The 21803-nt window shown below is 56.6% G+C and carries 21 protein-coding genes and 1 pseudogene; 16 read left to right on the forward strand and 6 right to left on the reverse strand.

The features are described 5' to 3' along the window. Positions 1-82 precede the first annotated feature (82 nt). Positions 83-823, forward strand: a complete 741-nt coding sequence (locus tag MED193_RS21030; protein ID WP_009811798.1) for a YebC/PmpR family DNA-binding transcriptional regulator — start codon at positions 83-85, stop codon at positions 821-823. Positions 824-901: 78 nt separating this feature from the next. On the opposite strand, the gene MED193_RS21035 is transcribed toward MED193_RS21030, so the two are convergent. Continuing rightward, on the reverse strand, positions 902-1750 hold the full coding sequence (locus tag MED193_RS21035; protein ID WP_009811799.1) for a hypothetical protein: 849 nt from the start codon (positions 1748-1750) through the stop codon (positions 902-904). Positions 1751-1901: 151 nt separating this feature from the next. Continuing rightward, positions 1902-2807 (reverse strand): LysR family transcriptional regulator ArgP, encoded by a 906-nt coding sequence (locus tag MED193_RS21040; protein ID WP_009811800.1) that lies wholly within the window; start codon positions 2805-2807, stop codon positions 1902-1904. Positions 2808-2968: 161 nt separating this feature from the next. Here MED193_RS21040 and MED193_RS21045 point away from each other — a divergent pair, with 161 nt between their 5' ends. After that, entirely contained in the window at positions 2969-3571 is a 603-nt protein-coding gene (locus tag MED193_RS21045) for a LysE/ArgO family amino acid transporter (protein WP_039967154.1), read from the forward strand. A 126-nt stretch (positions 3572-3697) separates the two neighbouring features. After that, positions 3698-4618 carry a DMT family transporter gene (locus tag MED193_RS21050; protein ID WP_009811802.1) on the forward strand — a complete coding sequence of 307 codons (921 nt, stop codon included), beginning with the start codon at positions 3698-3700 and terminating at the stop codon, positions 4616-4618. 107 nt (positions 4619-4725) lie between these two features. Here MED193_RS21050 and betI read toward each other — a convergent pair whose 3' ends face one another. Further along, entirely contained in the window at positions 4726-5301 is a 576-nt protein-coding gene (gene betI, locus MED193_RS21055) for a transcriptional regulator BetI (protein ID WP_009811803.1), read from the reverse strand. Positions 5302-5459: 158 nt separating this feature from the next. Here betI and MED193_RS21060 point away from each other — a divergent pair, with 158 nt between their 5' ends. The 5 genes from MED193_RS21060 (at position 5460) to MED193_RS21080 (ending at position 12069) form a co-directional block, all read left to right on the forward strand. Continuing rightward, positions 5460-6668: a choline transporter gene (locus tag MED193_RS21060; protein ID WP_009811804.1), complete on the forward strand. Its 1209-nt coding sequence runs from the start codon at positions 5460-5462 to the stop codon at positions 6666-6668. A 154-nt stretch (positions 6669-6822) separates the two neighbouring features. After that, complete coding sequence (gene betC / locus MED193_RS21065; protein WP_039967156.1) at positions 6823-8331, forward strand: choline-sulfatase; 1509 nt, start codon at positions 6823-6825, stop codon at positions 8329-8331. Positions 8332-8380: 49 nt separating this feature from the next. Next, positions 8381-9838 (forward strand): betaine-aldehyde dehydrogenase, encoded by a 1458-nt coding sequence (gene betB / locus MED193_RS21070; RefSeq protein ID WP_039967157.1) that lies wholly within the window; start codon positions 8381-8383, stop codon positions 9836-9838. Between the two features lie 117 nt (positions 9839-9955). Further along, the gene (betA, locus tag MED193_RS21075) at positions 9956-11611 is read left to right on the forward strand and encodes a choline dehydrogenase (protein WP_009811807.1); all 1656 of its coding nucleotides are present in this window, start codon (positions 9956-9958) and stop codon (positions 11609-11611) included. A gap of 218 nt (positions 11612-11829) precedes the next feature. Further along, entirely contained in the window at positions 11830-12069 is a 240-nt protein-coding gene (locus MED193_RS21080) for a YdcH family protein (protein ID WP_009811808.1), read from the forward strand. 124 nt (positions 12070-12193) lie between these two features. Here MED193_RS21080 and MED193_RS21085 read toward each other — a convergent pair whose 3' ends face one another. The 3 genes from MED193_RS21085 to MED193_RS21095 all read right to left on the reverse strand — a co-directional run bounded on the left by MED193_RS21085 (position 12194) and on the right by MED193_RS21095 (position 16224). Continuing rightward, on the reverse strand, positions 12194-13582 hold the full coding sequence (locus MED193_RS21085) for a short-chain fatty acyl-CoA regulator family protein (protein WP_009811809.1): 1389 nt from the start codon (positions 13580-13582) through the stop codon (positions 12194-12196). 65 nt (positions 13583-13647) lie between these two features. Then, a complete protein-coding gene (locus MED193_RS21090; RefSeq protein WP_009811810.1) occupies positions 13648-14859 on the reverse strand; it encodes a multidrug effflux MFS transporter in 1212 nt (403 codons plus the stop codon). 48 nt (positions 14860-14907) lie between these two features. Continuing rightward, on the reverse strand, positions 14908-16224 hold the full coding sequence (locus tag MED193_RS21095) for a M10 family metallopeptidase C-terminal domain-containing protein (protein ID WP_009811811.1): 1317 nt from the start codon (positions 16222-16224) through the stop codon (positions 14908-14910). A 240-nt stretch (positions 16225-16464) separates the two neighbouring features. On the opposite strand from MED193_RS21095, the gene MED193_RS21100 reads away from it, so the two are divergent. From MED193_RS21100 to MED193_RS22720, 8 genes and pseudogenes are all read left to right on the forward strand, one after another. Continuing rightward, complete coding sequence (locus MED193_RS21100) at positions 16465-17997, forward strand: acyl-CoA carboxylase subunit beta (protein ID WP_009811812.1); 1533 nt, start codon at positions 16465-16467, stop codon at positions 17995-17997. A gap of 48 nt (positions 17998-18045) precedes the next feature. Further along, the gene (locus tag MED193_RS21105; RefSeq protein WP_157041442.1) at positions 18046-18636 is read left to right on the forward strand and encodes a hypothetical protein; all 591 of its coding nucleotides are present in this window, start codon (positions 18046-18048) and stop codon (positions 18634-18636) included. Beyond that, on the forward strand, positions 18633-19055 hold the full coding sequence (locus MED193_RS21110) for a hypothetical protein (protein ID WP_009811814.1): 423 nt from the start codon (positions 18633-18635) through the stop codon (positions 19053-19055). The genes MED193_RS21105 and MED193_RS21110 overlap by 4 nt, the downstream gene beginning before the upstream one ends. Then, complete coding sequence (locus tag MED193_RS21115; RefSeq protein WP_009811815.1) at positions 19052-19615, forward strand: DUF6497 family protein; 564 nt, start codon at positions 19052-19054, stop codon at positions 19613-19615. Before MED193_RS21110 ends, MED193_RS21115 begins: the two co-directional genes overlap by 4 nt. A 214-nt stretch (positions 19616-19829) precedes the next feature. Next, positions 19830-19970 carry a hypothetical protein gene (locus MED193_RS23135; protein WP_009811816.1) on the forward strand — a complete coding sequence of 47 codons (141 nt, stop codon included), beginning with the start codon at positions 19830-19832 and terminating at the stop codon, positions 19968-19970. A 69-nt stretch (positions 19971-20039) separates the two neighbouring features. Then, complete coding sequence (locus MED193_RS21120; RefSeq protein WP_039966516.1) at positions 20040-20396, forward strand: hypothetical protein; 357 nt, start codon at positions 20040-20042, stop codon at positions 20394-20396. Positions 20397-20703: 307 nt separating this feature from the next. After that, the gene (locus MED193_RS21125; RefSeq protein WP_009811818.1) at positions 20704-20907 is read left to right on the forward strand and encodes a hypothetical protein; all 204 of its coding nucleotides are present in this window, start codon (positions 20704-20706) and stop codon (positions 20905-20907) included. Between the two features lie 137 nt (positions 20908-21044). Continuing rightward, positions 21045-21765: pseudogene (locus MED193_RS22720) on the forward strand (biotin carboxylase N-terminal domain-containing protein); the annotation flags it as partial. Positions 21766-21803 lie beyond the last annotated feature (38 nt).

Consider the following 21803-nt stretch of genomic DNA (forward strand, 5'->3'; position numbering starts at 1 on the left):
GCTAGCCAGTAGGCTTGAAAGCCGCCCCTGCCACAGGCTATATGAGCGCCAACTCAAGCATGCACGAGACAAAGGATCTACCATGGCAGGCCACTCAAAATGGGCAAACATCCAGCATCGTAAAGGTCGTCAGGACGCTGTGCGGTCAAAACTGTTTTCCAAACTGGCCAAGGAGATCACCGTGGCCGCCAAGATGGGCGACCCCGACGTCGACAAAAACCCCCGTTTGCGGCTGGCGGTCAAAGAAGCCAAAAGCCAGTCGGTGCCAAAAGACGTGATTGAGCGCGCCATCAAAAAGGCGATTGGCGGCGATGCGGAAAATTATGACGAGATCCGCTATGAGGGCTATGGCCCCAATGGCGTTGCCGTGATCGTTGAGACCATGACAGACAACAAGAACCGCACTGCTTCTACCGTGCGTTCGACCTTCTCCAAAAATGGCGGCAACCTAGGCGAGACCGGATCCGTTGGCTTTATGTTCGATCGCAAAGGCGAAGTGACCTACAAAGCCGAAGTGGGCGATGCGGACACGGTGATGATGGCCGCGATCGAGGCTGGCGCTGAGGATGTAGAATCTACCGAGGATGGCCATACGATCTATTGCGAGGACAGCGATCTCAACGATGTGTCCAATGCGCTGGAGAAAGAGCTGGGTGAATCCGAGAGCACCAAACTGGTGTGGAAACCAACCACCACCACTGAGCTCGACCTGGAAGGCATGCAGAAGCTGATGAAGCTGGTGGACGCCCTGGAGGATGACGATGATGTGCAGCGCGTCACCACCAATTTTGAAGCCTCTGACGAGGTTATGGAGCAGCTTTGAGCTACCCCGAATAAAATCAACCGTCCAAATCCTGGGCGGCAGCAAAGGCCTCCGCTTTTTCGGGGGCCTTTTTTTGCCCTATGGAGCGCGACGCAGGACACCGGCGGTTCTGAGCTGATCGGGGCTGGGTCGCCATAGATCTGTTGGCGCGGTGGCGTAGATTTTGTCGGTGAAATCCGCGTGGACGCCTTGGGAAATCAGAAACTTACGATCTTTTTGTTGTTCTGCCATCAAGTCGATCTGTGGCAGGCCTCCAAAAATTTCCAGGGTGTAACCGTGAAATCCTAGCTGTCCCTCAGGGCCAAGCTGACGACGCTCACCGGCGGCAAAGATCAAGGTGCAGGCTGAGGCGCACAGCCCAGATGCATAGGTGGCGAGCCCCTGCGCCTGAATAAGTTTGGCCACGCCGCGCGCTTCGTAGATATGACCGCCCGGGCTGGTGAGCTGCAGTTGCGTGACCCGCGGGTTTCGCTGCAACTGCGCCTTGATGGCCTTGGTCAGGCCAAAGGTGACTTCTCCGGTAAAGACCAGTGCCTGACCGTTCTGCGATATTGTCAGGCTGTAACGCTCTGCATGTTCCAGGGCACGTTGCTGCGAATAGCTGAGCCCCTCAGGTGGGCGGTTGGCGATCAGCAAGGCCTGCCACCACAGCGACAGGGAAGCCAGAACGGTGAGCGCCAAAAGCAGATAGCCGCCCCAGATTGGTGCCATGGCGCCAGAGCTGAGCATATGGGCGTCAGCCGCGCGTAGATGGGCCCGGCTCAGCCAGATCAGCCAGATAAGGTCCAGCGCGATCAGGGCCCAGACCAGATTGGGCGGCATTTGGACCAGTTGATTGGCGCCCCACCAAAGCAACAGGGCAAACCCGCGCGGTATGAGAATATGCCAGAGCAGGCTGGCGCCAAAGCTGCGTGGTTCAGCCGTCATAGGGGTGACCAGAGGCCAATAAGCATCAGTTCTTCCTCAACAGCAGGAGAATTTTCTTCAAGAGAGTCTTCAACTTGGCAACTCCTGGCACGCTGGCCTCTGGGCGGATCTTCTCATCTTGTGGGGCGCAACTGGGGTGCGGGCATGGGAGTCACGTCCCAGAGCGCGCAGGGGGGATCAGAGACTGTTTCGCTGAGCTTAGCACTGCACGCGTCAAAGGCGCTAGCGCTGAGGCCATGACACGGCTCACCTGCCAGGTGAGATTAATTTCCAGGGCGCTGTTTGCCAGCAGGGGCACCAAAGCTCCGGAGCTGAGCGCGGGCTCGATTAGATGCACAGGGTTCATGCCCCACCCCAAACCCGCCTCTGCGGCATCGGCAAACCCCTGGGTCGAGGGTATGAAATGTGCAGGGGGGGTGATACCCTGTCCAAAGTGTTGCTGGATCCAGCGCTGTTGTAAGCCATCTTTGGCATTAAAGATCAGACAGGGCGCCTGGGCCAGAGTTTCCGGCGTAAGCCCCTTCTTGAACCATCTTTCCATAAAGGCAGGACTTGCAGTTGCCTCGTAGCGCATGGCGCCAAGAGCTTGCGCGTTGCAGCCTGTAATCGGCGCGCAGTGGCTGGTGATTGCGGCTGATACCTCGCCGCGCTTCAACCAATCAGCGCTGTGGTCCTGGTCGTCAATGACGAGATCAAACAGCAACCCTGGTGTCGCGGCCAAGGCCGGGATGAACCAGGTGGCCAGGCTATCGGCATTAACCGCAAGACGCAGGTGTGGCAGTGGATCTTGGCTGTTTTGATCCAGGCACAAGGCGCTGGAGACCAGCCCCTCCAGCACCGCGACATCTTCGGCATGTTTGGCCAGACGTACCCCGGCCTCTGTCCCCGTGCAGGGCTGACCGCGTTTGACCAAGGCGCTGCCAACACGCTCTTCCAGCGCTTTGACTCGCTGAGATACCGCCGAAGGCGTCACTGAAAGGCTATGAGCCGCAGCCTCAAATGTGCCCAGGCGCAGGACTGCCGCCAATGCGGCGAGCTGATTGGGATCGAACTTCATTAGAGCTTCTTAATCTGGGTTATCATGTTTAAATTTACTACGCTGAATGCGCAAGGTAGTCAAAACCGGGATCAAAGTCGGTCCTCTGGCTGCGACCTCAAAAGCAGCACAACCAAACGCGACCAGAACGAAAGCGCTCTTATATGTCCATTGTCACATCCCTGCCGCCCAGCCTGTTTGCCGGTTTTGGCCTCGGGTTCAGCCTTATTCTTGCGATTGGTGCGCAGAATGCTTTTGTCCTGCGCCAAGGATTGCGTCGTCAGCATTTGTTTTGGGTCTGCTTTGCCTGCGCCGTTTCGGATGCTTTGCTGATTGCCGCTGGCGTTCTGGGATTTGGATCTTTGGCCTTGGCCTTTCCTTGGTTTGAACCGGTAATGCGATTTGGTGGCGCTGGTTTCCTCATGTGGTACGGGGCGCGTAGTCTGCTGGCGGCCTGGCGCGGCGGTGAGGCGCTTGAGGCCGGGCAGGGAGGCGATGAAAAGCCACTCCTCCCTGTACTCACAACCCTGCTTGCCCTTACCTGGCTGAATCCGCATGTTTACCTCGATACGGTTGTGCTGCTGGGGTCGATCTCAGCGCAATATGCCGATCCTCGTGTTTTTGGCCTTGGGGCAATTCTGGCAAGTTTCACGTTTTTCTTTTCCCTTGGCTATGGTGCAAGCCTATTGGCGCCAGTCTTTGCCCAGCCGCGCGCCTGGCAGGTTTTGGATGTTCTCATCGGCCTGACGATGTGGGCCATTGCGCTAAAGCTCATCCTTATGTGAGCAGGGGCGCGGGATGCGCCCTGGCAGGTCCCCGGGCGAGGTGATCGTGGCGGCAGACTTTCTCAGGTGAGGTTATTTACTTGTGAAGGGTTGTACGGCGCGGCGAATGGGTGTTCTGTCAGCGCTATGAACAGTCAGGACATAAATGCAGGCACCAGCAAACACCCTTTGATTGGAGTTTTCTGGATGTTTACCACTGGGCTGTGCTTTGTGGCCGTGACAGCCTTGGTCAAATATCTAGGCCATCGCATTCCGCCCGCGGAGTCAGCCTTCTTGCGCTACCTGCTGGGCTTGGTGTTTCTAATCCCCATGCTCGGCAGCCTGCGCCGGGCAAGCCTGACCCCAAAGCTCTGGTTTCTGTTTGCCAGTCGAGGCCTGGTGCATTCTGGTGGGGTGATCTTGTGGTTTTTTGCCATGACTCAGATCCCTTTGGCTGAAGTGACGGCAATGAACTACCTGTCACCAATTTATGTGACCCTGGGGGCAGCTATGTTTTTGGGAGAAAAGCTCGCTGCCCGGCGCATTGCTGCCGTGTTGGTGGCTCTGATCGGAGCTGTGATCATCTTGCGCCCTGGCTTCCGGGAGATTTCACCTGGTCATATTGCTATGATGTTTACGGCCTTGGCCTTTGGCGCGTCCTACCTTTTGGCGAAGTTCACTGTGGACGGAACCAATCCGGTGGTTGTGGTGGCAATGCTGTCGATCTGGGTTACCCTTGGACTTGCGCCTTTTGCTCTGGCGGTTTGGGTGACGCCAACACTGGAAGAGCTGGTCATTCTATTTGCAGTGGCTTGTTTTGCCACAGCCGGGCATTTCACCATGACGCTGGCCTTTGCCGCAGCGCCGGTGACAGTAACACAGCCAGTTACGTTCCTCCAATTGATCTGGGCGACGCTTCTCGGCGCGCTGGTATTTTCAGAGCCGGTGGATATCTGGGTTGTCTTGGGAGGCGGTTTGATCCTGGCGGCTATCAGTTTCATAACCTGGCGCGAAGCCATGTTAAAACGGCGGGCAATCACGCCGCCCGATGCCGCGACAAAGGTCTAGAAAGCGCGGAGGGCGGATATCCGTGCCCGACAAACATGCGTTTGACCCCGTTGTGGGGCCGGTCCATGGCCCAGCCCGCAGGACGAAATCCGATCTGCGAAATTGGGCTAAGACAGGGTGAGGTCCACCACCTGATGTGCCGCCTGACGGGCTGTTTCTGCGTTTACTGCAGATTCAGACTGCGCTGCTTCCAGCCATACACCGTCCATATAGCACTGCAGGGCACTGCGCGCGGTTTCGACGCGTTCTGCTGGCAATATATTGGCCAATTCGGCGCGCACATGGCTGCGCACGCGGGTGCGATTGATTCGATGTAGCCGCGCCAGACGGGGCGAATAGGGGGCATTGGCCCAGAACTGCATCCAGATACTGCACTGCGGCACGGTAAAAAGTGCATCCGAGAAATTGGCATCCATGACCGCATAAAGTCGCTCTTTGGGGGTCTGTGCCGCCCCGTAGCCCTCGATCATGGCGATGCGCAATTTTCGCAGCAAATGCCGCATAGTGGCCTCCATCAGGCCTTCCTTGGATCCGAAATAATAGTTGATTGACGCCGCAGATGCGCCAGCTTCCTGAGCGATTTCTGCCATCGTAACAACGGAGTAGCCGCGTTTGTGAACGGCCACGATTGTGGCTTCGATCAGTTCTTCGTTGCGAATGTCTCTAATACGTTTTCTTCCCATGGCGAAGTTTTGCGACACTTAGAGAAAGGTTTCAACTGTTGATATTGTAGATAAGAAACCTGAACGATGATTCAAAAATAAGTTTTGAGGATCAGGTTTTCGTGCTAGGACCTCCTTCCATGTTAAAGGGCGCTCAAAGCCCGTCATGGGAGCAACAAATGACACTCATCATTTCCTTTGGAGTTCTGCTGGCTTTTGCGCTGGTGATCTTCTGCACTGTAAAGTGGTGGAACCTGCCCAACATCGGGGTTACCCCTGTACCGCTGTTCACCTTCATTGCAATCTTGTTCACTTCGGGACTGGACGTTGGTCTGATCATGTTTCCGTTGGCTTTTGATTTCCCGCTCTATGCGGATGTGGCAACCGAGCCGGCCTACGAATTTACCAATCCGCTGGCGCTTGAATTCGGGTTTTGGGGCTTCTTGATCTGGGCTTTCTATTTCCTGACGGCCTTTTACTTTTGCGTCATCGAACCACGTGTGAAGTTCTTTGAAATCGGCATCGTGAAGTTCATCAATAACCTGGTGATCATCACGACCTGCGCCTTCACTGGTGCGCTGTTCCTGATCTACATGCCCTATTACATTGCTGAAGTTGGCGATGGGGAGAGCATCCTGCCTGCCTTCTATATCATCTGTTTCCTGGTGATCCTGGTTGCGGCCTACTCCTCGACTGACATCAAATATGTGCGGGTTCTGTCGGTGGGATCCACCTTCCTGTTCATCGCGCTGATCCTTGGGATGTGGCTGAATGCGGGGATGGGCATTGGCGACTTTTTCGACACTGCAGGAAGCATTGGCGGCTATTTTGGCAATATCCACAAATTTGTACTGCCGTTGACAGAGTATCATGAGTTCTACCTGTTCTGGTGGTTTGCCTGGTCGATCATGATTGGCCAGTTCACCTCGCGCTTTGTGGGAGGTTTGAAGACCTGGCAACTGCTTGCAGCCCTGCTGATCTTCCCCTCCATCCCGTTGGCGACTTGGTTTTCGGTTCTCTACTTCTACCACCTGAATGCGATTCCCACCGCTGGGCTGGTGAATTGGTCGATGACAGTTGTCGGGATTCTCTTTGTGATCAACTCGTTTGACTCACTGATCCGGCTCTATACCGACAACCTTAAGCTCTCGGCTGAGCGTTTTGGCACCCTTCCTTACGTGCTGGGCAATGCGGTGGCTCTGTTTGTGCTGACCTTGTTGTTCCAAAGCCAGTGGCTGCAGATCCAGTGGGTCGGGACTGTGGTGATCGGGCTCTACGTTGCATGTCTAGCCTACATCATTCTGTTCAAGCGCAAAGAGGTGATGAACATCAAATCTTCACCTGAGGAGAACACCCTCGACTTCCACCGGATCGATACTGTTCACTGACCTGCTTTGACCTGCTTTGACCTGCCGCCTCCCCGTCGCTGATGGGGGGCGGAGCGTCAGAAATGACGCAAATTGAATATCGCTCCTTTGGGGAGTGTTTAGACTGATGGAACTGAAATCGGGCCAGGCCCCCCAAACACGGGAAACAACGCGGATGACAAAGCCAAATATTCTGGTTCTGATGGTTGATCAGTTGAAAGGGACGTTGTTTCCGGATGGTCCAGCGGAGTGGCTGCATGCGCCAAACCTGAAGAAGTTGGCGGCGCGCTCAACCCGTTTTGCAAATGCCTATACTGCCTCGCCGCTTTGCGCGCCGGGGCGTGCCTCGTTCATGTCTGGCCAGTTGCCGTCACGCACGGGTGTATATGATAACGCGGCCGAGTTCCGCTCTGATATTCCCACCTATGCGCATCATCTGCGCCGCGCGGGATACTACACCTGCCTCAGCGGCAAGATGCATTTTGTTGGCCCCGACCAGTTGCATGGGTTTGAGGATCGTCTGACCACCGATATCTACCCCGCCGATTTTGGCTGGACGCCGGATTATCGCAAGCCAGGTGAGCGGATTGATTGGTGGTACCACAACATGGGCTCCGTCACCGGGGCAGGGGTTGCTGAGACCTCGAACCAGATGGAATACGACGACGAGGTCGCTTACAATGCCACGGCCAAGCTTTACGAGCTTTCGCGCGGTCTGGACGATCGTCCCTGGGCGCTGACTGTCAGTTTCACCCATCCCCATGACCCCTATGTGGCGCGCAGGAAATACTGGGATCTCTATGAGGATTGCGACCATCTGCTGCCGCAGACACCGGCGATGCGTTACGAGGATCACGACAACCACGCCAAGCGGATTTTTGACGCCAATGACTGGCGCAGCTTTGACATCACCGAAGAGCATATCAAACGGGCGCGCCGGGCCTATTTTGCCAACATCTCCTACCTTGACGACAAGATCGGTGAGATCCTGCAAGTGCTGGAAGACACACGGCAAGAGGCGACCATTCTGTTTGTTTCGGACCATGGCGATATGCTAGGCGAGCGCGGCCTCTGGTTTAAGATGAGTTTCTATGACGGCTCCGCCCGGGTGCCGCTGATGATTTCGTCCCCCGACCTGCCATCTGGTCTGGTAGAAACCCCAGTTTCGACGCTGGACGTAAACCCCACCCTTGGGGCGCTCGCGGGGCTGCCGATGGAAGAGATCGCCCCCTGGACCGACGGCGAGGATCTGTGCCCGCTGGCAAAAGGTGAAGAGCGGAGCAGCCCCGTGGCAATGGAATATGCCGCCGAGGCCTCTTATGCGCCCTTGGTATCCCTGCGTTATGGCAAGTGGAAATACAATCGCTGCGCTTTGGACCCCGATCAGCTGTTTGACCTGGAAGCTGATCCGCTGGAGCTGACCAATCTGGCCGATGACCCGGCGCACGCAGGCACGCTACAGACGCTTAGGGCCAAATCTGAAGCGCGCTGGGATCTGGCGCGGTTTGACGCTGATATCCGCGCCAGTCAGGCGCGCCGCTGGGTTGTCTATGAGGCCCTGCGTCAGGGGGGCTACTACCCTTGGGACTATCAACCTTTGCAAAAAGCTTCCGAGCGCTACATGCGTAATCACATGGATCTCGACACGCTAGAGGGGGACAAGAGGTTCCCGCGTGGAGAGTAAGCCGTTCTTTGCCCCTTTTTCTCGAATGACAACAGATGCGAGTTCAAACATGACCCATCCAGCCCAGCCCACCGCCAGCCATTTCATCAATGGCGAATATGTTGAAGACACAGCTGGGACGCCGATCCCGGTAATCTATGCCGCCACAGGTGAGCAGATCGCCACAGTGCATGCTGCAACGCCCGCGATTGTTGAACAGGCTATTGCCAGCGGTCAGGCCGCGCAAAAGGCCTGGGCCAAGATGAGCGGCACCGAGCGTGGCCGTATTCTGCGCCGGGCAGCCGATATCATCCGCGAACGCAATCACGATCTGTCCGTGCTGGAAACCTATGATACGGGCAAGCCTATGCAGGAGACGCTTGCAGTGGATGCAACCTCAGGCGCCGATGCGCTGGAGTATTTTGGCGGGCTGGCGGGCAGCCTGACCGGTGAGCACATCCCGATGGGCGAGGATTGGGTCTACACGATCCGCGAAGCTTTGGGGCTGTGTGTGGGTATTGGCGCCTGGAACTACCCCACCCAAATTGCCTGCTGGAAGGGCGCGCCCGCGCTGGCCTGTGGCAATACTATGGTGTTCAAACCTTCCGAGGCCACGCCGCTCTGTGCCCTGAAGGTTGCAGAAATCCTGCATGAGGCGGGCCTGCCTGCGGGGGTTTACAATGTTGTGCAGGGCATGGGCGAGGTTGGTGCCGCGCTGGTGACAGATCCACGGGTGGATAAGGTCTCCCTCACCGGGTCGGTGCCCACCGGCAAAAAAGTTTACGCGGCTGCCGCCGAAGGCATGAAACACGTCACTATGGAGCTGGGTGGGAAATCGCCGATGATCGTCTTCGACGACGCAGACATCGACAATGCGGTTGGTGGCGCCATCAATGGCAATTTCTACTCCTCCGGGCAGGTCTGCTCGAACGGGACACGGGTTTTTGTCCAGAAAGGCATCAAGGAGAAATTCCTGGCGCGTCTGGCGGAACGGACTGGAAATGCCGTGATTGGAGACCCCATGGATGAGGCGACCAGTTTTGGTCCTATGGTCAATGAAAACCAGATGAATATTGTGCTGGGCTACATTGAGAAGGGCAAGGCAGAAGGGGCGCGACTGGTCTGTGGTGGCGAACGCTGCGATATGCCGGGCTGGTACCTTCAGCCCACGGTCTTTGCTGATGTCACCGATGACATGACCATTGCGCGCGAAGAGATTTTTGGCCCGGTGATGTCCGTGCTGGATTTTGAAACCGAAGAGGAGGTTGTGGCGCGGGCCAATGCCACCGAATTTGGTCTCGCCGCTGGGGTTTTTACCAAAGACTTTACCCGTGCGCACCGGGTGATTGGCAATCTGGAAGCCGGTAGCTGCTTTATCAACTCCTATAATGATGCACCGGTCGAAGCGCCCTTTGGTGGGATGAAAGCTTCAGGTGTGGGGCGTGAGAATTCCAAAGAGGCGATCAAGCACTTTAGCCAGGTGAAATCGGTTTATGTGCGTATGGGTGACGTTGAGGCTGCCTTCTGATTGCCCTTTGGGCCAACGCCCACCCTCCCGCCCCGTTGCCCCAAAGGGCAATGGGGCCTTTGAAGAAAGACCCCTGTTAGGGAAAGTCGCGGCATGCGCCGCAGTCGGAGAGCTGAGATGAAAGCGGATTATGTGATTGTAGGGGCGGGCTCTGCGGGCTGCGCCATGGCCTATCGTTTGTCTGAGGCGGGGAAATCCGTCTTGATCATTGAGCACGGTGGTACCGATGCAGGGCCCCTGATCCAGATGCCCGGCGCGCTGTCTTATCCGATGAACATGTCGCTGTACGACTGGGGCTACAAGTCCCAACCCGAGCCCAACCTGAACAACCGTGAGTTGGTGACACCTCGCGGCAAGGTGATTGGGGGATCTTCTTCAATCAATGGCATGGTCTATGTGCGCGGCCATGCAGGTGATTACAATCACTGGGCTGAAAGTGGGGCCCAGGGCTGGTCCTATGCGGATGTATTGCCCTATTTTAAGCGGATGGAAACCTGGGATAACCGGGGCCAGGGCGGTGATGCCGACTGGCGTGGCAAGGACGGGCCACTGCATGTCACTCGGGGGCCACGCGACAATCCGCTGCATGATGCCTTTGTTTCGGCGGGCGCGCAGGCAGGTTACCCTGTGACCGAAGATTATAACGGCGAGCAGCAAGAGGGCTTTGGCCCGATGGAGATGACCGTATACAAAGGTCAGCGCTGGTCAGCAGCCAATGCTTATCTCAAACCCGCGCTCAAGCGTGACAATTGCGAGATGATCCGCGCCTTTGCCCGCAAGGTGGTGATCACCGAGGGGCGTGCCACAGGCGTAGAGGTTGAGCGTGGTGGCAAGGTTGAGGTGATTGAGGCCAATATCGAGGTCATCCTGGCGGCAAGCTCAATCAATTCACCCAAGCTGTTGATGCTGTCGGGTATCGGCCCTGCCGAACATCTGGCGGAACATGGCATCGAGGTGGTTGCGGATCGCCCCGGTGTGGGTCAGAACCTGCAGGATCACCTGGAGTTCTATTTTCAGTTTGCCTCCAAGCAGCCGATCACACTGTTCAAATATTGGAACCTTCTGGGCAAAGCCTGGGTCGGGGCGCAGTGGTTCTTTCGCAAGACCGGCCTTGGGGCGTCGAACCAGTTTGAAAGTGCGGCCTTCATTCGCTCGGACAAAGGTGTCGACTACCCTGATATCCAGTATCACTTCCTGCCTATCGCGGTGCGCTACGATGGTCAGGCCGCAGCAGAGGGCCATGGGTTCCAGGCCCATGTCGGCCCAATGCGCTCGGACTCGCGAGGTGAAATCACCCTGGCCAGCGCGGACCCTAAGGACGCGCCAAAGATCTTTTTCAACTATATGTCCACGGAACAGGACTGGATCGATTTCCGCAAATGTGTTCGGCTGACCCGCGAGGTCTTTGCTCAGGATGCCATGGCGCCTTTTGTGAAACATGAGATCCAGCCGGGTGAAGACTTGCAAAGTGACGCAGAAATCGATGGCTTCATTCGAGAACACGCCGAAAGCGCGTATCACCCCTGTGGCACCTGCAAGATGGGGGCTCTTGAGGATCCTATGGCAGTTGTGGACCCAGAATGTCGCGTGATTGGTGTTGAGGGCCTGCGCGTTGCGGATAGTTCTATCTTCCCACGCATTACCAATGGCAATCTCAACGGACCTTCAATCATGACCGGAGAAAAAGCCTCAGATCACATCCTGGGGCGGCGCCTGGCTGCCTCGAATGCAGAACCCTGGTTCAATATGAACTGGCAGGAAAGCCAGCGCTAGGCAGAGGCTTTCGTAGTCAACGGGCAAAAACCCGTCACCGCTGTTTCACAGTGGTGGCGGGTTTTGCTTTGTCCGGGGGGGTCCTGTTTGTGGCAGACATTCGGAGGTGAAAAAAACTCAGCCAATTTGTGTTTTCAGATGTTTGTTTGATCCGCGTCAAGGTGGCGTGAGATGGAGGGCAATAGCCTGCTCTTGACCCAAATATAAGGAGCGAACAGATGTCCAATACACCTCATGAACTGGCAGAAGAATTTCCTGACAAAGTGGAAGCCATGAGTCAGCTGAAACAGTCCGATGCTCACTTTGCCAAGCTGGCGGATGAGTATCACGAGATCAACCGTGCGGTTCACCGCGCCGAGACCAACGTTGAGCCGCTGGAAGAATTGGCAGAGGTGGAATTGCGTAAGAAGCGCGGCGCGTTGAAAGATGAGATCTGGAACATCTTGGCCAAGGCCTGATTTCAGATTGAGCTGAGGCTGCAAGGCACCGAACTGGAGCCGAGCAGGCTGCGTATAGAGTGAAGTTGCAAGTTCAGGGGGCGTTCTACGCCCCCTTCTTTGCTTTTGCCTGCGCTGTCGAATGTTAGCTTACGTCATAGGGCAGAACGCCGCGTTGATTGTTGTTTATGCTGAGGCGACGCTCAAGCGGCGGAACGGAGCGCTGGTGGCAGGTTTTGCGTTCGCAGATGCGGCAGGATATGCCGATGGGCTCATAGGCGGAGGCATGGCTCATGTCCAGATTGTCTGCATAAACCAGGGCAGGGGCATGGCGGACTTCGCAACCCAGGGCAATGGCGTAGCGCCGCACGGGCGAGCCAAAGGAGCCGCCGGATTTTGAAACATCGCGCGCCAGTGAGATATAGCGCACCCCATCCGGTGTCTCAGCGAGCTGGCGCAGGAAGCGCCCAGGTGTCTCGAAAGCGCGGTGCACATTCCACAGCGGGCAAGCCCCCCCAAAGCGGGCAAATTGCAACCGGGTTGCCGAGTGGCGCTTGGTGATGGTCCCGGCCTGATCGACCCGCACAAAGAAAAACGGAATACCCTTGGCGCCGGGGCGTTGCAGCGTTGAAAGACGATGTGCCACCTGTTCGATCGAGGCGCCAAACCGCGTGGCGAGGCGTTCTAGATCGTGGCGGTCCTCCTGTGCCGCTGCGAGGAAGCGACCATAGGGCATGAGCGCGGCACCGGCAAAATAGTTTGCAAGGCCAATTTTGGCGATGGCGCGCGCTTCGTCGCTTTGGAAACGGGCAAAATCCAGCGTGGCCTCTAGCAGGCTGTCCTGACTGAGCAGGGCGACCTGCAGCAAAAGCTGAAACACCTGCGTCGGCGGGCTGGAGCGGTTGGAAAGTTGCAGGGTGCGGGTCTCGGCATCGTAGCCACGCAGCCCATCCATATCGGTCAGCAAAATGGTGATGCCCGCATTCTCCAGCGCATTGGTGGCGGCCAGTCGCACATCGGCTGATCCGGCAAAACGTTCGGCGGCCCGATCCATTGCATCGATGTAATTGTCGCAGTAGTGGAAAAAATCACGCACTTCTTCCCAGGGGCTGGCCTGAATACGGGAATCCTCGCGTCCCAGGGCCTCATCGAGGGAGGCGAGCCGTTCATGGGTTTGGCGATAGGCGCGGTGCAGGCTGAGAAAGGCGCGCGCCAAGGCGGGGGCATTGGAGGCGGTAAGGCGCAGATCTGCCAGCGGCGGTGTTTCATCGGCAAAGACCGGATCGGCCATGGCCTCGCGCATGTCACTCACCAGCCTTTCACTGTCCCCCGTCGACAGTTCGGTCACGTCCAGGCCAAACTCCTGCGCCAGGGCCAGAACAACCGTGGTCGAGACCGGCCTGTTGTTGTTTTCCATCTGGTTGAGATATGGCAGGGACACGCCGAGTTTGGTGGCGAAATCCTTTTGCGTCAGTTCCAGCCTGGTTCGCATCTCGCGCAGTTTGGCTCCGGCGTAAAGTTTCTGTGTTGCCATTGGCTGCACCTTTGCAAAGTTACCCTCCTGAAGAAGTATAATTGCAAAGTTGAGCGGTCAGCAAGTCAGCTCCCCAACTGTTTCTCCCGCAGGATTACCAGCAGGATCGAGGCCAGCCCGCCAATAGCTGTGACAAACATCAAGAGCAGGAGGGGAACAGCTGTGGATTCTGGCTTCAACAGGAGCCCGGCATAGGCGCTCAGCCCGGCGCCGGCGCCGATCATGATCGCGCCGCTGAGCCCAGAAGCCGTGCCCGCCAGATGTGGGCGGACAGAAATTGCACCGGTAGTGCCATTGGGAATGGCCAGGCCATTGCCAAGACCAACAAAGCACATAAAGCCAAAGAAGGTTATCACGGTATCGACCCCGGCCAGAGCGATGAGCAAGGATGTCAAAACGCCAATGCCGTTTATAATACAGCCCCAGAGCACCATTCGGTTGATCCCGATGCGGGTCGAGAACCGCCCTGACAGAAAGTTTCCGACAAAATATCCGATTGCTGGTGCAGAAAAGTAGATGCCAAGTTCGGCGCTGCTCAGCCCGTAGATTTCTGTTCCCAGAAACGGCGCGCCACCGAGGTAGGCAAAGAAAGAGCCAGAAGCAAGGCCAGAGGCCAGGGAATAGCCCCAAAAGCGCGGTGATCGGAACAGTTCTGGATACTCGGCAAACTGTGCCCCCAAGGTCTTGCCACTTTTGTGGGCGGTTTCACCAAAGTCGAAATAGGTGATGGCAAGCGTAAGAGAGCCCATGGCGAAAAGCATCCAGAAGATTGCCGTCCAGCCCAACCATTGATCCAAGAAGCCACCGATGGCGGGGCCAATCATAGGCACTACCGCCATGCCCATTGTCACGTAGCCGATCATGCTGGCAGCGTCATTGGTATCATACATATCGCGCACGGCGGCGCGGCTCAGAACCATTGTGGCCGCGACAGCCGTCTGCGCGACACGGAAGAATAAGAAGATCTCGGCAGAGGTTGCAAAAATACAGCCAAGGGTTGCCACAAGGAACAGCGCCATGCTGACCAGCAGGACAGGGCGCCGTCCCATTTTGTCGGAGATTGGACCAACGAATATCTGAACCACCGCATTCCCTGCGAGGTAGAAGGAGACTGAAAGCAGCATCACCTGATAGTCGACCTGAAAATACTCGGCCATGCTAGGCAGGGCAGGTAAATGCAGGTTCATCCCCAGCGCAGACAGGCCGGCCAACAGGATCAGGGTTGTGATATGCGGTTTGCTCAATCCGCGCTTTGAGGAGCTTTGGTGATTTTGCATGTCTTGGGCTTAGATCAGCCCATTGCGATTGTCTATTGCTGGATCATCTCAAATGAGAAAGTCATCGCCGAGACTACTCAGCGTCACGTCAAGCAATAGAAGGCGGTCGCCTGCGCCAAAATCGAACAATAGCCCTGCGTCAGTATCCTGAGCTTGGTCCAGTAGGTCGCCCATGTCACCATGCCCGATAATTTTGAGCATGTCTTTGCCTGGTTTGAAATCACTCACCGTGTCTGCGCCGCCCTGGTTCTTAAATATAAAGATATCTCTACCGTGCCCCCCGGACAGGAGGTCATCACCCGCCTGACCATCCAAGGTGTCTTTGCCCCGGCTACCAATGAGGCGGTCGTCACCGGTGCCGCCCTTTACGCGGTCTTTGCCGCGCCCGCCGAATAACACATCGTCGCCCTGATCTCCCCACAGGGTGTCATCACCCCAGCCCCCCTCCAGCTGGTCATCGCCGGCTTTGCCTGCCAGCAGGTCTCTGCCGCCGTGCCCCCTGAGAAGGTTGTCTAGATAGTTTCCGACTATGCGATCATTTCCCAGCGCACCAAAGGCGTTTTCGATTTCCGTGCCGAAGGTCACAACCACGTCATGATCCGAGTCAAATGAGGAAAAGGCGCCTTGCCGCAAATCCACAGTGACGCTCTCCGTGCGACCTGTCGCATCCAGAGTGTCAATGCCGCCGCTATCCCAGATGCTGTCGACAGTGTTGGTGCGGCTCCCCGTGTAGCGGGTATCATCCTCATTGTTGACCGCAGCCCCCCAGATATCCTGCAGGGCCAGCACATCAAATAGCATCAATGCGTCGCTGTGCTCGCCATTATAGGGGTTCTCCTGGTAGGACATCAGCGAATAGAGATTGTTCTCATATTGCTCTGGTATGGGCGTTTCGGCCTCAAATGGATGTTGCAGCCCCATGGCGTGGCCCAGTTCGTGTAACAACAGATCCGTATAGCGCTCTGAGGATAGGTTAAGTGTTGCGTCATAGGCAACAAATCCATCCCATTGTGTGATGCTGTCACCTTGATACCGAATGCTATAGCCACCGCTGCCGATTACGGCTCCGGGCAGCGAGATTGCAGCCACGTTCAAGTCGGGATCACTGGTGCGTTTCGCCTGTACAAAATCAACGTTGAGGTAGCTTTCGATGTGCTCCAACGCGTCTTCGAATGCGGCTTTTTCGGCCGTTGTCATACGGCGCCATCCGTCATAATCCGCTGAGGTCGGAAGGTCGCCAGGTTCACTGCCACCGGCGTATTGATAGGTGATCTGAATAGGGGGGCTGCCCGTCGTGTTGATCGGATCGCTCAAATGGAAGCGCTCGTATTGCATGGCCTTGATGATTTCGTCGCGACTTAACATTGTTCTGCCCAGGTTTGGTTACGGTAAACCCGATACTGAGCTCACGGGGCTGAACGAAGAGTGAACGCATTGCGGCGAAAATATGTTGCATTGGATCGATTTTGGAAACAATGCGCCGATTAGCAAATATTCAATTATTCACTCGTCATATGCAAAATATTTGCAAATTTGCCATTTATGCCTTTGGCTTGGGCCCTCCTGGCGGTAGTCTGTCGCAAATTCTATATGGGGATCTGTGTCATGAAAGATATTCTGTCCGAGCTGGAAGACCGTCGCAGCGCCGCGCGACTGGGCGGTGGTCAGCGCCGTATCGACGCGCAACACGGGCGTGGTAAGCTCACCGCGCGAGAGCGGATCGAGCTTCTGCTGGATGAGGGCAGTTTCGAAGAGTTCGACATGTTTGTGTCGCATCGCTGTACCGATTTTGGCATGGAAGAACAAAAGCCTGCGGGTGATGGCGTGATCACCGGATGGGGCACAATCAATGGCCGTATGGTCTATGTGTTTAGCCAGGATTTCACTGTCTTTGGTGGCTCGCTGTCGGCAACCCATGCGCAAAAGATCTGCAAAATTCAGGATATGGCCATTCAGAATGGGGCGCCAATCATTGGTCTGAACGATTCTGGTGGTGCCCGCATTCAAGAAGGCGTCGACTCGCTGGCAGGCTATGCCGAGGTGTTTCAGCGCAATATCATGGCCAGCGGCGTCGTGCCGCAGATCTCGGTGATCATGGGCCCCTGTGCTGGCGGCGCGGTTTATTCACCGGCGATGACTGATTTTATCTTTATGGTGAAAGACACCTCCTACATGTTTGTGACTGGCCCCGATGTGGTCAAGACCGTCACGAACGAGGTGGTCACCGCCGAGGAGCTGGGCGGCGCTTCGACCCATACCAAGAAATCCAGCGTGGCGGATGCCGCCTTTGAAAACGATGTTGAAGCCCTGGCCGAGGTGCGCCGTCTGGTGGACTTCCTGCCCCTGAACAACCGTGAAAAACCGCCCGTGCGCCCCTTCTTTGATGAGCCGGGCCGCATCGAGAACAGCCTGGATACCTTGATCCCGGCGAATCCCAACAGCCCCTATGATATGAAGGAGCTGATCGCCAAAGTGGCGGACGAAGGCGATTTCTACGAAATCCAGGAAGACTACGCCAAGAACATCATCACCGGCTTTATCCGTCTCGAGGGGCAGACCGTAGGTGTTGTGGCCAATCAGCCTATGGTTCTGGCCGGCTGTCTTGACATTGACAGCTCCCGCAAGGCGGCGCGTTTCGTGCGCTTTTGTGATTGTTTTGAAATTCCGATCCTTACACTTGTGGATGTGCCAGGCTTCCTGCCTGGTACTTCCCAGGAATATGGCGGTGTGATCAAGCATGGTGCCAAGCTGCTATTTGCTTACGGTGAAGCTACGGTGCCAAAGGTGACTGTGATCACCCGTAAGGCCTATGGCGGTGCCTATGACGTGATGGCCTCCAAACACCTGCGTGGTGATTTCAACTATGCCTGGCCCACAGCGGAAATCGCGGTGATGGGTGCCAAGGGAGCGACAGAAATCATCCACCGCGCTGATCTGGGCGATGCCGAGAAGATTGCAGCGCATACAGCGGATTATGAAGACCGTTTTGCCAACCCCTTTGTGGCGGCAGAGCGTGGCTTTATCGATGAGGTGATCCAGCCCAAATCCACCCGCCGCCGCGTGTCGCGGGCCTTTGCTTCGCTGCGCGGCAAGAAGCTGGAGAACCCCTGGAAGAAACACGACAATATCCCGCTGTAAAAGGGTGATCTTATGAAATCTTCCACAATCGCGGCAGTTTTTCTTGCCTTGGCTGCTGCTTTGCCGGCCAAGGCCCAAGAGTATCGCATTGGCAACCTGCAAAAACAGGCTTTCATTGTCACCGTATCCGGCGGGCGCTTGGGGGTCCCTGTGGGAACCGGCGCGAGTTTTTGCCCAGCACAAAACAAGGTCTTTCATAACTGCGCGTTTTTCAAAGGGCTTTCTGGCTTTATGAACTCTGAGGGTTTCACGCCCGGGGGGGGGACTTTTTGGTCCAAGAGAAGAAACGAGCGCAAATACGGTGTCGCCCTGGCACATGGAAAATTTAAGCGATCTCCAGGGAGGTACTACTTTACCGGACAGCATGTAGGAAACCGTTTCTACGATGTCGGCGATGTCACCTATTTTGCTGATCTGGCCCCCGGTAATGTGGTTGTCTTCCCTCGCGGAGGCGTGTCCATGGAGGAAGCAATGGCCTACGCCAAAGAACAGATGGCCGCAAAGATGGGTGATCAAGTTCTTGCTTTGAAATTTGTTCCCGGTGGCGCTGTCTCTGTGAGCTGTGATCATGATGCGCCCAAAACGCCTTGTAAGGTGGGTAAGCAAGTCAGTCTCAGCAGTGTTTCCTTTCGTAGATGACTGGAAAACCTTGGCATATCACCCGTGAGGATGGTGGGCTTGTGCTGTCGCGCCAAATCCCGCCGCGCTTTGATGTTGCTGTTTCTGTCGTTTTTCCTCTAGCAGCTCCGCTTCGGCTGGCGCAGCAGATCCGACAGGACATGTGGCGGGCAGTGCAAAATGTGCGGGGCTTTTCACCGGTGGTGAAGGTCGAAACGCGCGGCGATAGCCTGCTGGTGACCGCAGGTGGTCGTGTTGCGGGCCGGGTGCCAGGCAACTTGGCCTCTGAGATCCGGGCGATTCTGGAGGATGAAAGCAAGCGGAGCCGTTGGCTGCGCCATGCGCTGCGAGACAAGAAGCGCTCACAAGATGTGCAATCAGGAGTAATTTTGCACAAATCTACAACAGGGTTTGACAAAGAGGTCGAGACTGGACAATGATCCGCGACAACCAACACCAGACAGCGCGCGCCAAAGGCGCAGCGCCAGCAGCCCCGCCCGGAGGAGCCCAAGTCATTGGGGGGCGGGGTTGCGGATTGGTTGATTGGCTAATTCCCAATGTGAATTCAGTTTTTTGTGGTAGCGCCGCCGTGTTTTTGTGGGCTGTGCAATGCGTTTGGGCCGAGGATGCTGCGCTCTCCGGGGCCTTTGTTCCGGTGGTGGTGCCCTCGGGTCAGCAGGTGCTGTTGTCAGAGGTTTTGCTGGATGACAGTCCAGGCGCGCTTTGGGCACGCTTCCGGTTTGTTGCGCCTGGAATTTCGCGTGAAGGGGCAACCCCTGCGGGCGAGGGGATTGATTTCCAGCGCAGCGCTGCGGATATGGACCATCTGTGCGACTCGCTGGCCTTGGATTATCTGCGCCAACATGATCTTGCGCCCAGCATGGTGGTGATCTCATTTTCTGACCGGCCTGTGGAGTTTGGCACGCCGGACCCCGAGGCGACCCAGTTTTTTGAGGCCTATCGTCCTGATGATGGTCGCTGCATTTGGGAGGCGTTTTAATGTCTCTACAATATCTTGCGGCACGCTCTTGCTACGGGCGAAATTTTGCGGCTTTGCAGCCACAGCGTCCTTTGGTGGGCGGTTTTCGATGTGATTCAGCATGTAATCGGGCTATCCTCAGCGAGAATGGTCCTAGGGCCCTTCGTAAATTGAGGTTGAGACTGTACACAGCATCAGGCTCTGGCGGTCTCAGAAACACATTCAGGAGACAGAAATGTCCAAGAGCATCAAGTTTATCACGCTGGCAGGACTGCTGGCGATGGTTGCCGCCTGTGGCAACCGTGAAGAAGAGTTCGTTGTGGTTGAGCCCGAGCCCATCTCGGTTGAGCCCGCCTACACCGGCAAATACAAGTAACAAAACATGGGGTCCGGCCCTGTGGCCGGCCCCAGCCGTCCCTCGGGGTGCCGGATCGGAGGCACCATCATGCTAAAGCATCGAGGCTTCCCCGGCCGTCTGCCGGGAACAGATTTTCAATTTATCGTCCGCCGCCCCAACCCCAAAGGGGTGACCGCGCTGACCAGACGCGAGCGCTTTCGCGATCGCAAGCCAGCAGATCGGCGCGCCGATGCCGCCTTTATGCAGGCCCTGTTGCAGCAGTTTGGCGACCAGCCGTTTGAACGTGGCAATCTGGATGCGGGCCGGTTGAGCTGGCTTTTTGGTCGCGAAGTTCTTCCTGCCGAAGATCCCTTTGATCCGGCCTCCTATGAGGCTCTTCTGGTTCTAGATGTTGAACTGGCTCAACGGTCTTTTCCAGAAGCCTTTGAGGGGAAGAACCTGTGATAACCGGGGCAAAGCATCGCGCGTACGACCGCAGGCAGCAGGGCCTGTGCCTTGTTGTTCTGGGCGAGGATGTGAGCTTTGCCCTATCGTCGGGGCAGGCAAATTCTAGCCAGTGCAATCCTGGCCAGAGTAAAGACACCCATAGCGCACCTCTGCCGGCTAGGGTGGCGAAAGCCCGCCGAGCTAACCGTGCTTTTGGGCGCAGGGCTGCTCATTTGAGCGGCTTGCGTGTCGCGCGATTGCTAGATGGCGTAGCGCCTGCTTCTTGGAGGGGAGAACAACCCTCCCCAAGAGAAGGAGTATCATCATGCGGGCAATCCTATACACCTCTGCGCTGGGACTTTTTACAGCCCTGTCAGCCTGTGGCGACACCACAGGGGAACAAGTGGCCTTTGGGGCCGGGGCAGGCGCCGTTGGCTCAGCTTTGCTGGGAGGGCATTTGCTCACTGGGGCTGCGGTCGGCACAGCGGCCAATCTTATCTACTGCAAGGAAAACCCAGGTCGTTGCTAGGGCAACCCCTGCAACAGTTTCACTGATCTGTCAGCCCAACCGGGCGACAGCAGATATTCACGCAAACGCCGCAAGCGCGCCTAGAGCGCGCCTGCGGCGTTTTGCATTCCGGCATACAAAAGAACAAGGGACTGCCAATGTTTGAAAAGATCCTGATCGCGAACCGGGGCGAGATCGCCTGCCGTGTTATCAAGTCTGCCCGCAAGATGGGTATCAAAACCGTTGCTATCTATTCGGATGCGGACAAGCAGGCCCTGCATGTGCAAATGGCCGATGAGGCAGTGCATATCGGCCCGCCCCCTGCCAATCAGTCCTATATCGTTATCGACAAGGTGATGGAGGCCATTCGTGCAACTGGCGCTCAGGCGGTTCATCCTGGTTATGGCTTCCTGTCGGAAAACTCGAAATTTGCCGAGGCCCTCGCGACTGAAGGCGTTGCCTTTGTTGGCCCCCCAGTGGGCGCCATTGAAAAGATGGGCGACAAGATTACCTCTAAAAAGATCGCCAAGGAAGCCGGTGTTTCTACTGTGCCTGGCCACATGGGGCTGATCGAGGACGCAGATGAAGCGGTGAAGATCTCGCAGGAGATCGGCTATCCGGTCATGCTGAAAGCCTCTGCTGGCGGCGGCGGCAAGGGTATGCGGATTGCTTGGAATGACGAAGAGGCGCGCGAGGGCTTCCAATCTTCCAAAAACGAAGCGGCAAACTCCTTTGGCGATGACCGGATCTTTATCGAGAAATTTGTGACCCAGCCACGTCACATTGAAATTCACTGCTTTGCGACGCCCATGGCAATGGCATTACCTGGGCGAGCGCGAGTGCTCGATCCAGCGTCGTCAGCAGAAAGTTGTCGAAGAGCGCGAGCCCTTTCCTGGATGAGGCCCCCGTAAAGCGAT

It is taken from the genome of Roseobacter sp. MED193 (assembly GCF_000152965.1).
In the GTDB taxonomy this organism is placed as follows: Bacteria; Pseudomonadota; Alphaproteobacteria; order Rhodobacterales; family Rhodobacteraceae; genus Pseudophaeobacter.

What these genes read in the sequence shown, in the direction of transcription:
- betA (WP_009811807.1), top strand. Translation starts at nt 9,956, where the DNA reads ATGAAAGCGGATTATGTGATTGTAGGGGCGGGCTCTGCGGGCTGCGCC.
- MED193_RS21115 (WP_009811815.1), top strand. Translation starts at nt 19,052, where the DNA reads ATGATCCGCGACAACCAACACCAGACAGCGCGCGCCAAAGGCGCAGCG.
- betB (WP_039967157.1), top strand. Translation starts at nt 8,381, where the DNA reads ATGACCCATCCAGCCCAGCCCACCGCCAGCCATTTCATCAATGGCGAA.
- betC (WP_039967156.1), top strand. Translation starts at nt 6,823, where the DNA reads ATGACAAAGCCAAATATTCTGGTTCTGATGGTTGATCAGTTGAAAGGG.
- MED193_RS21125 (WP_009811818.1), top strand. Translation starts at nt 20,704, where the DNA reads ATGCGGGCAATCCTATACACCTCTGCGCTGGGACTTTTTACAGCCCTG.
- MED193_RS23135 (WP_009811816.1), top strand. Translation starts at nt 19,830, where the DNA reads ATGTCCAAGAGCATCAAGTTTATCACGCTGGCAGGACTGCTGGCGATG.
- MED193_RS21100 (WP_009811812.1), top strand. Translation starts at nt 16,465, where the DNA reads ATGAAAGATATTCTGTCCGAGCTGGAAGACCGTCGCAGCGCCGCGCGA.
- MED193_RS21035 (WP_009811799.1), bottom strand. Translation starts at nt 1,750, where the DNA reads ATGACGGCTGAACCACGCAGCTTTGGCGCCAGCCTGCTCTGGCATATT.
- MED193_RS21120 (WP_039966516.1), top strand. Translation starts at nt 20,040, where the DNA reads ATGCTAAAGCATCGAGGCTTCCCCGGCCGTCTGCCGGGAACAGATTTT.
- MED193_RS21110 (WP_009811814.1), top strand. Translation starts at nt 18,633, where the DNA reads ATGACTGGAAAACCTTGGCATATCACCCGTGAGGATGGTGGGCTTGTG.
- MED193_RS21030 (WP_009811798.1), top strand. Translation starts at nt 83, where the DNA reads ATGGCAGGCCACTCAAAATGGGCAAACATCCAGCATCGTAAAGGTCGT.
- betI (WP_009811803.1), bottom strand. Translation starts at nt 5,301, where the DNA reads ATGGGAAGAAAACGTATTAGAGACATTCGCAACGAAGAACTGATCGAA.
- MED193_RS21080 (WP_009811808.1), top strand. Translation starts at nt 11,830, where the DNA reads ATGTCCAATACACCTCATGAACTGGCAGAAGAATTTCCTGACAAAGTG.
- MED193_RS21090 (WP_009811810.1), bottom strand. Translation starts at nt 14,859, where the DNA reads ATGCAAAATCACCAAAGCTCCTCAAAGCGCGGATTGAGCAAACCGCAT.
- MED193_RS21050 (WP_009811802.1), top strand. Translation starts at nt 3,698, where the DNA reads ATGAACAGTCAGGACATAAATGCAGGCACCAGCAAACACCCTTTGATT.
- MED193_RS21085 (WP_009811809.1), bottom strand. Translation starts at nt 13,582, where the DNA reads ATGGCAACACAGAAACTTTACGCCGGAGCCAAACTGCGCGAGATGCGA.
- MED193_RS21060 (WP_009811804.1), top strand. Translation starts at nt 5,460, where the DNA reads ATGACACTCATCATTTCCTTTGGAGTTCTGCTGGCTTTTGCGCTGGTG.
- MED193_RS21040 (WP_009811800.1), bottom strand. Translation starts at nt 2,807, where the DNA reads ATGAAGTTCGATCCCAATCAGCTCGCCGCATTGGCGGCAGTCCTGCGC.
- MED193_RS21095 (WP_009811811.1), bottom strand. Translation starts at nt 16,224, where the DNA reads ATGTTAAGTCGCGACGAAATCATCAAGGCCATGCAATACGAGCGCTTC.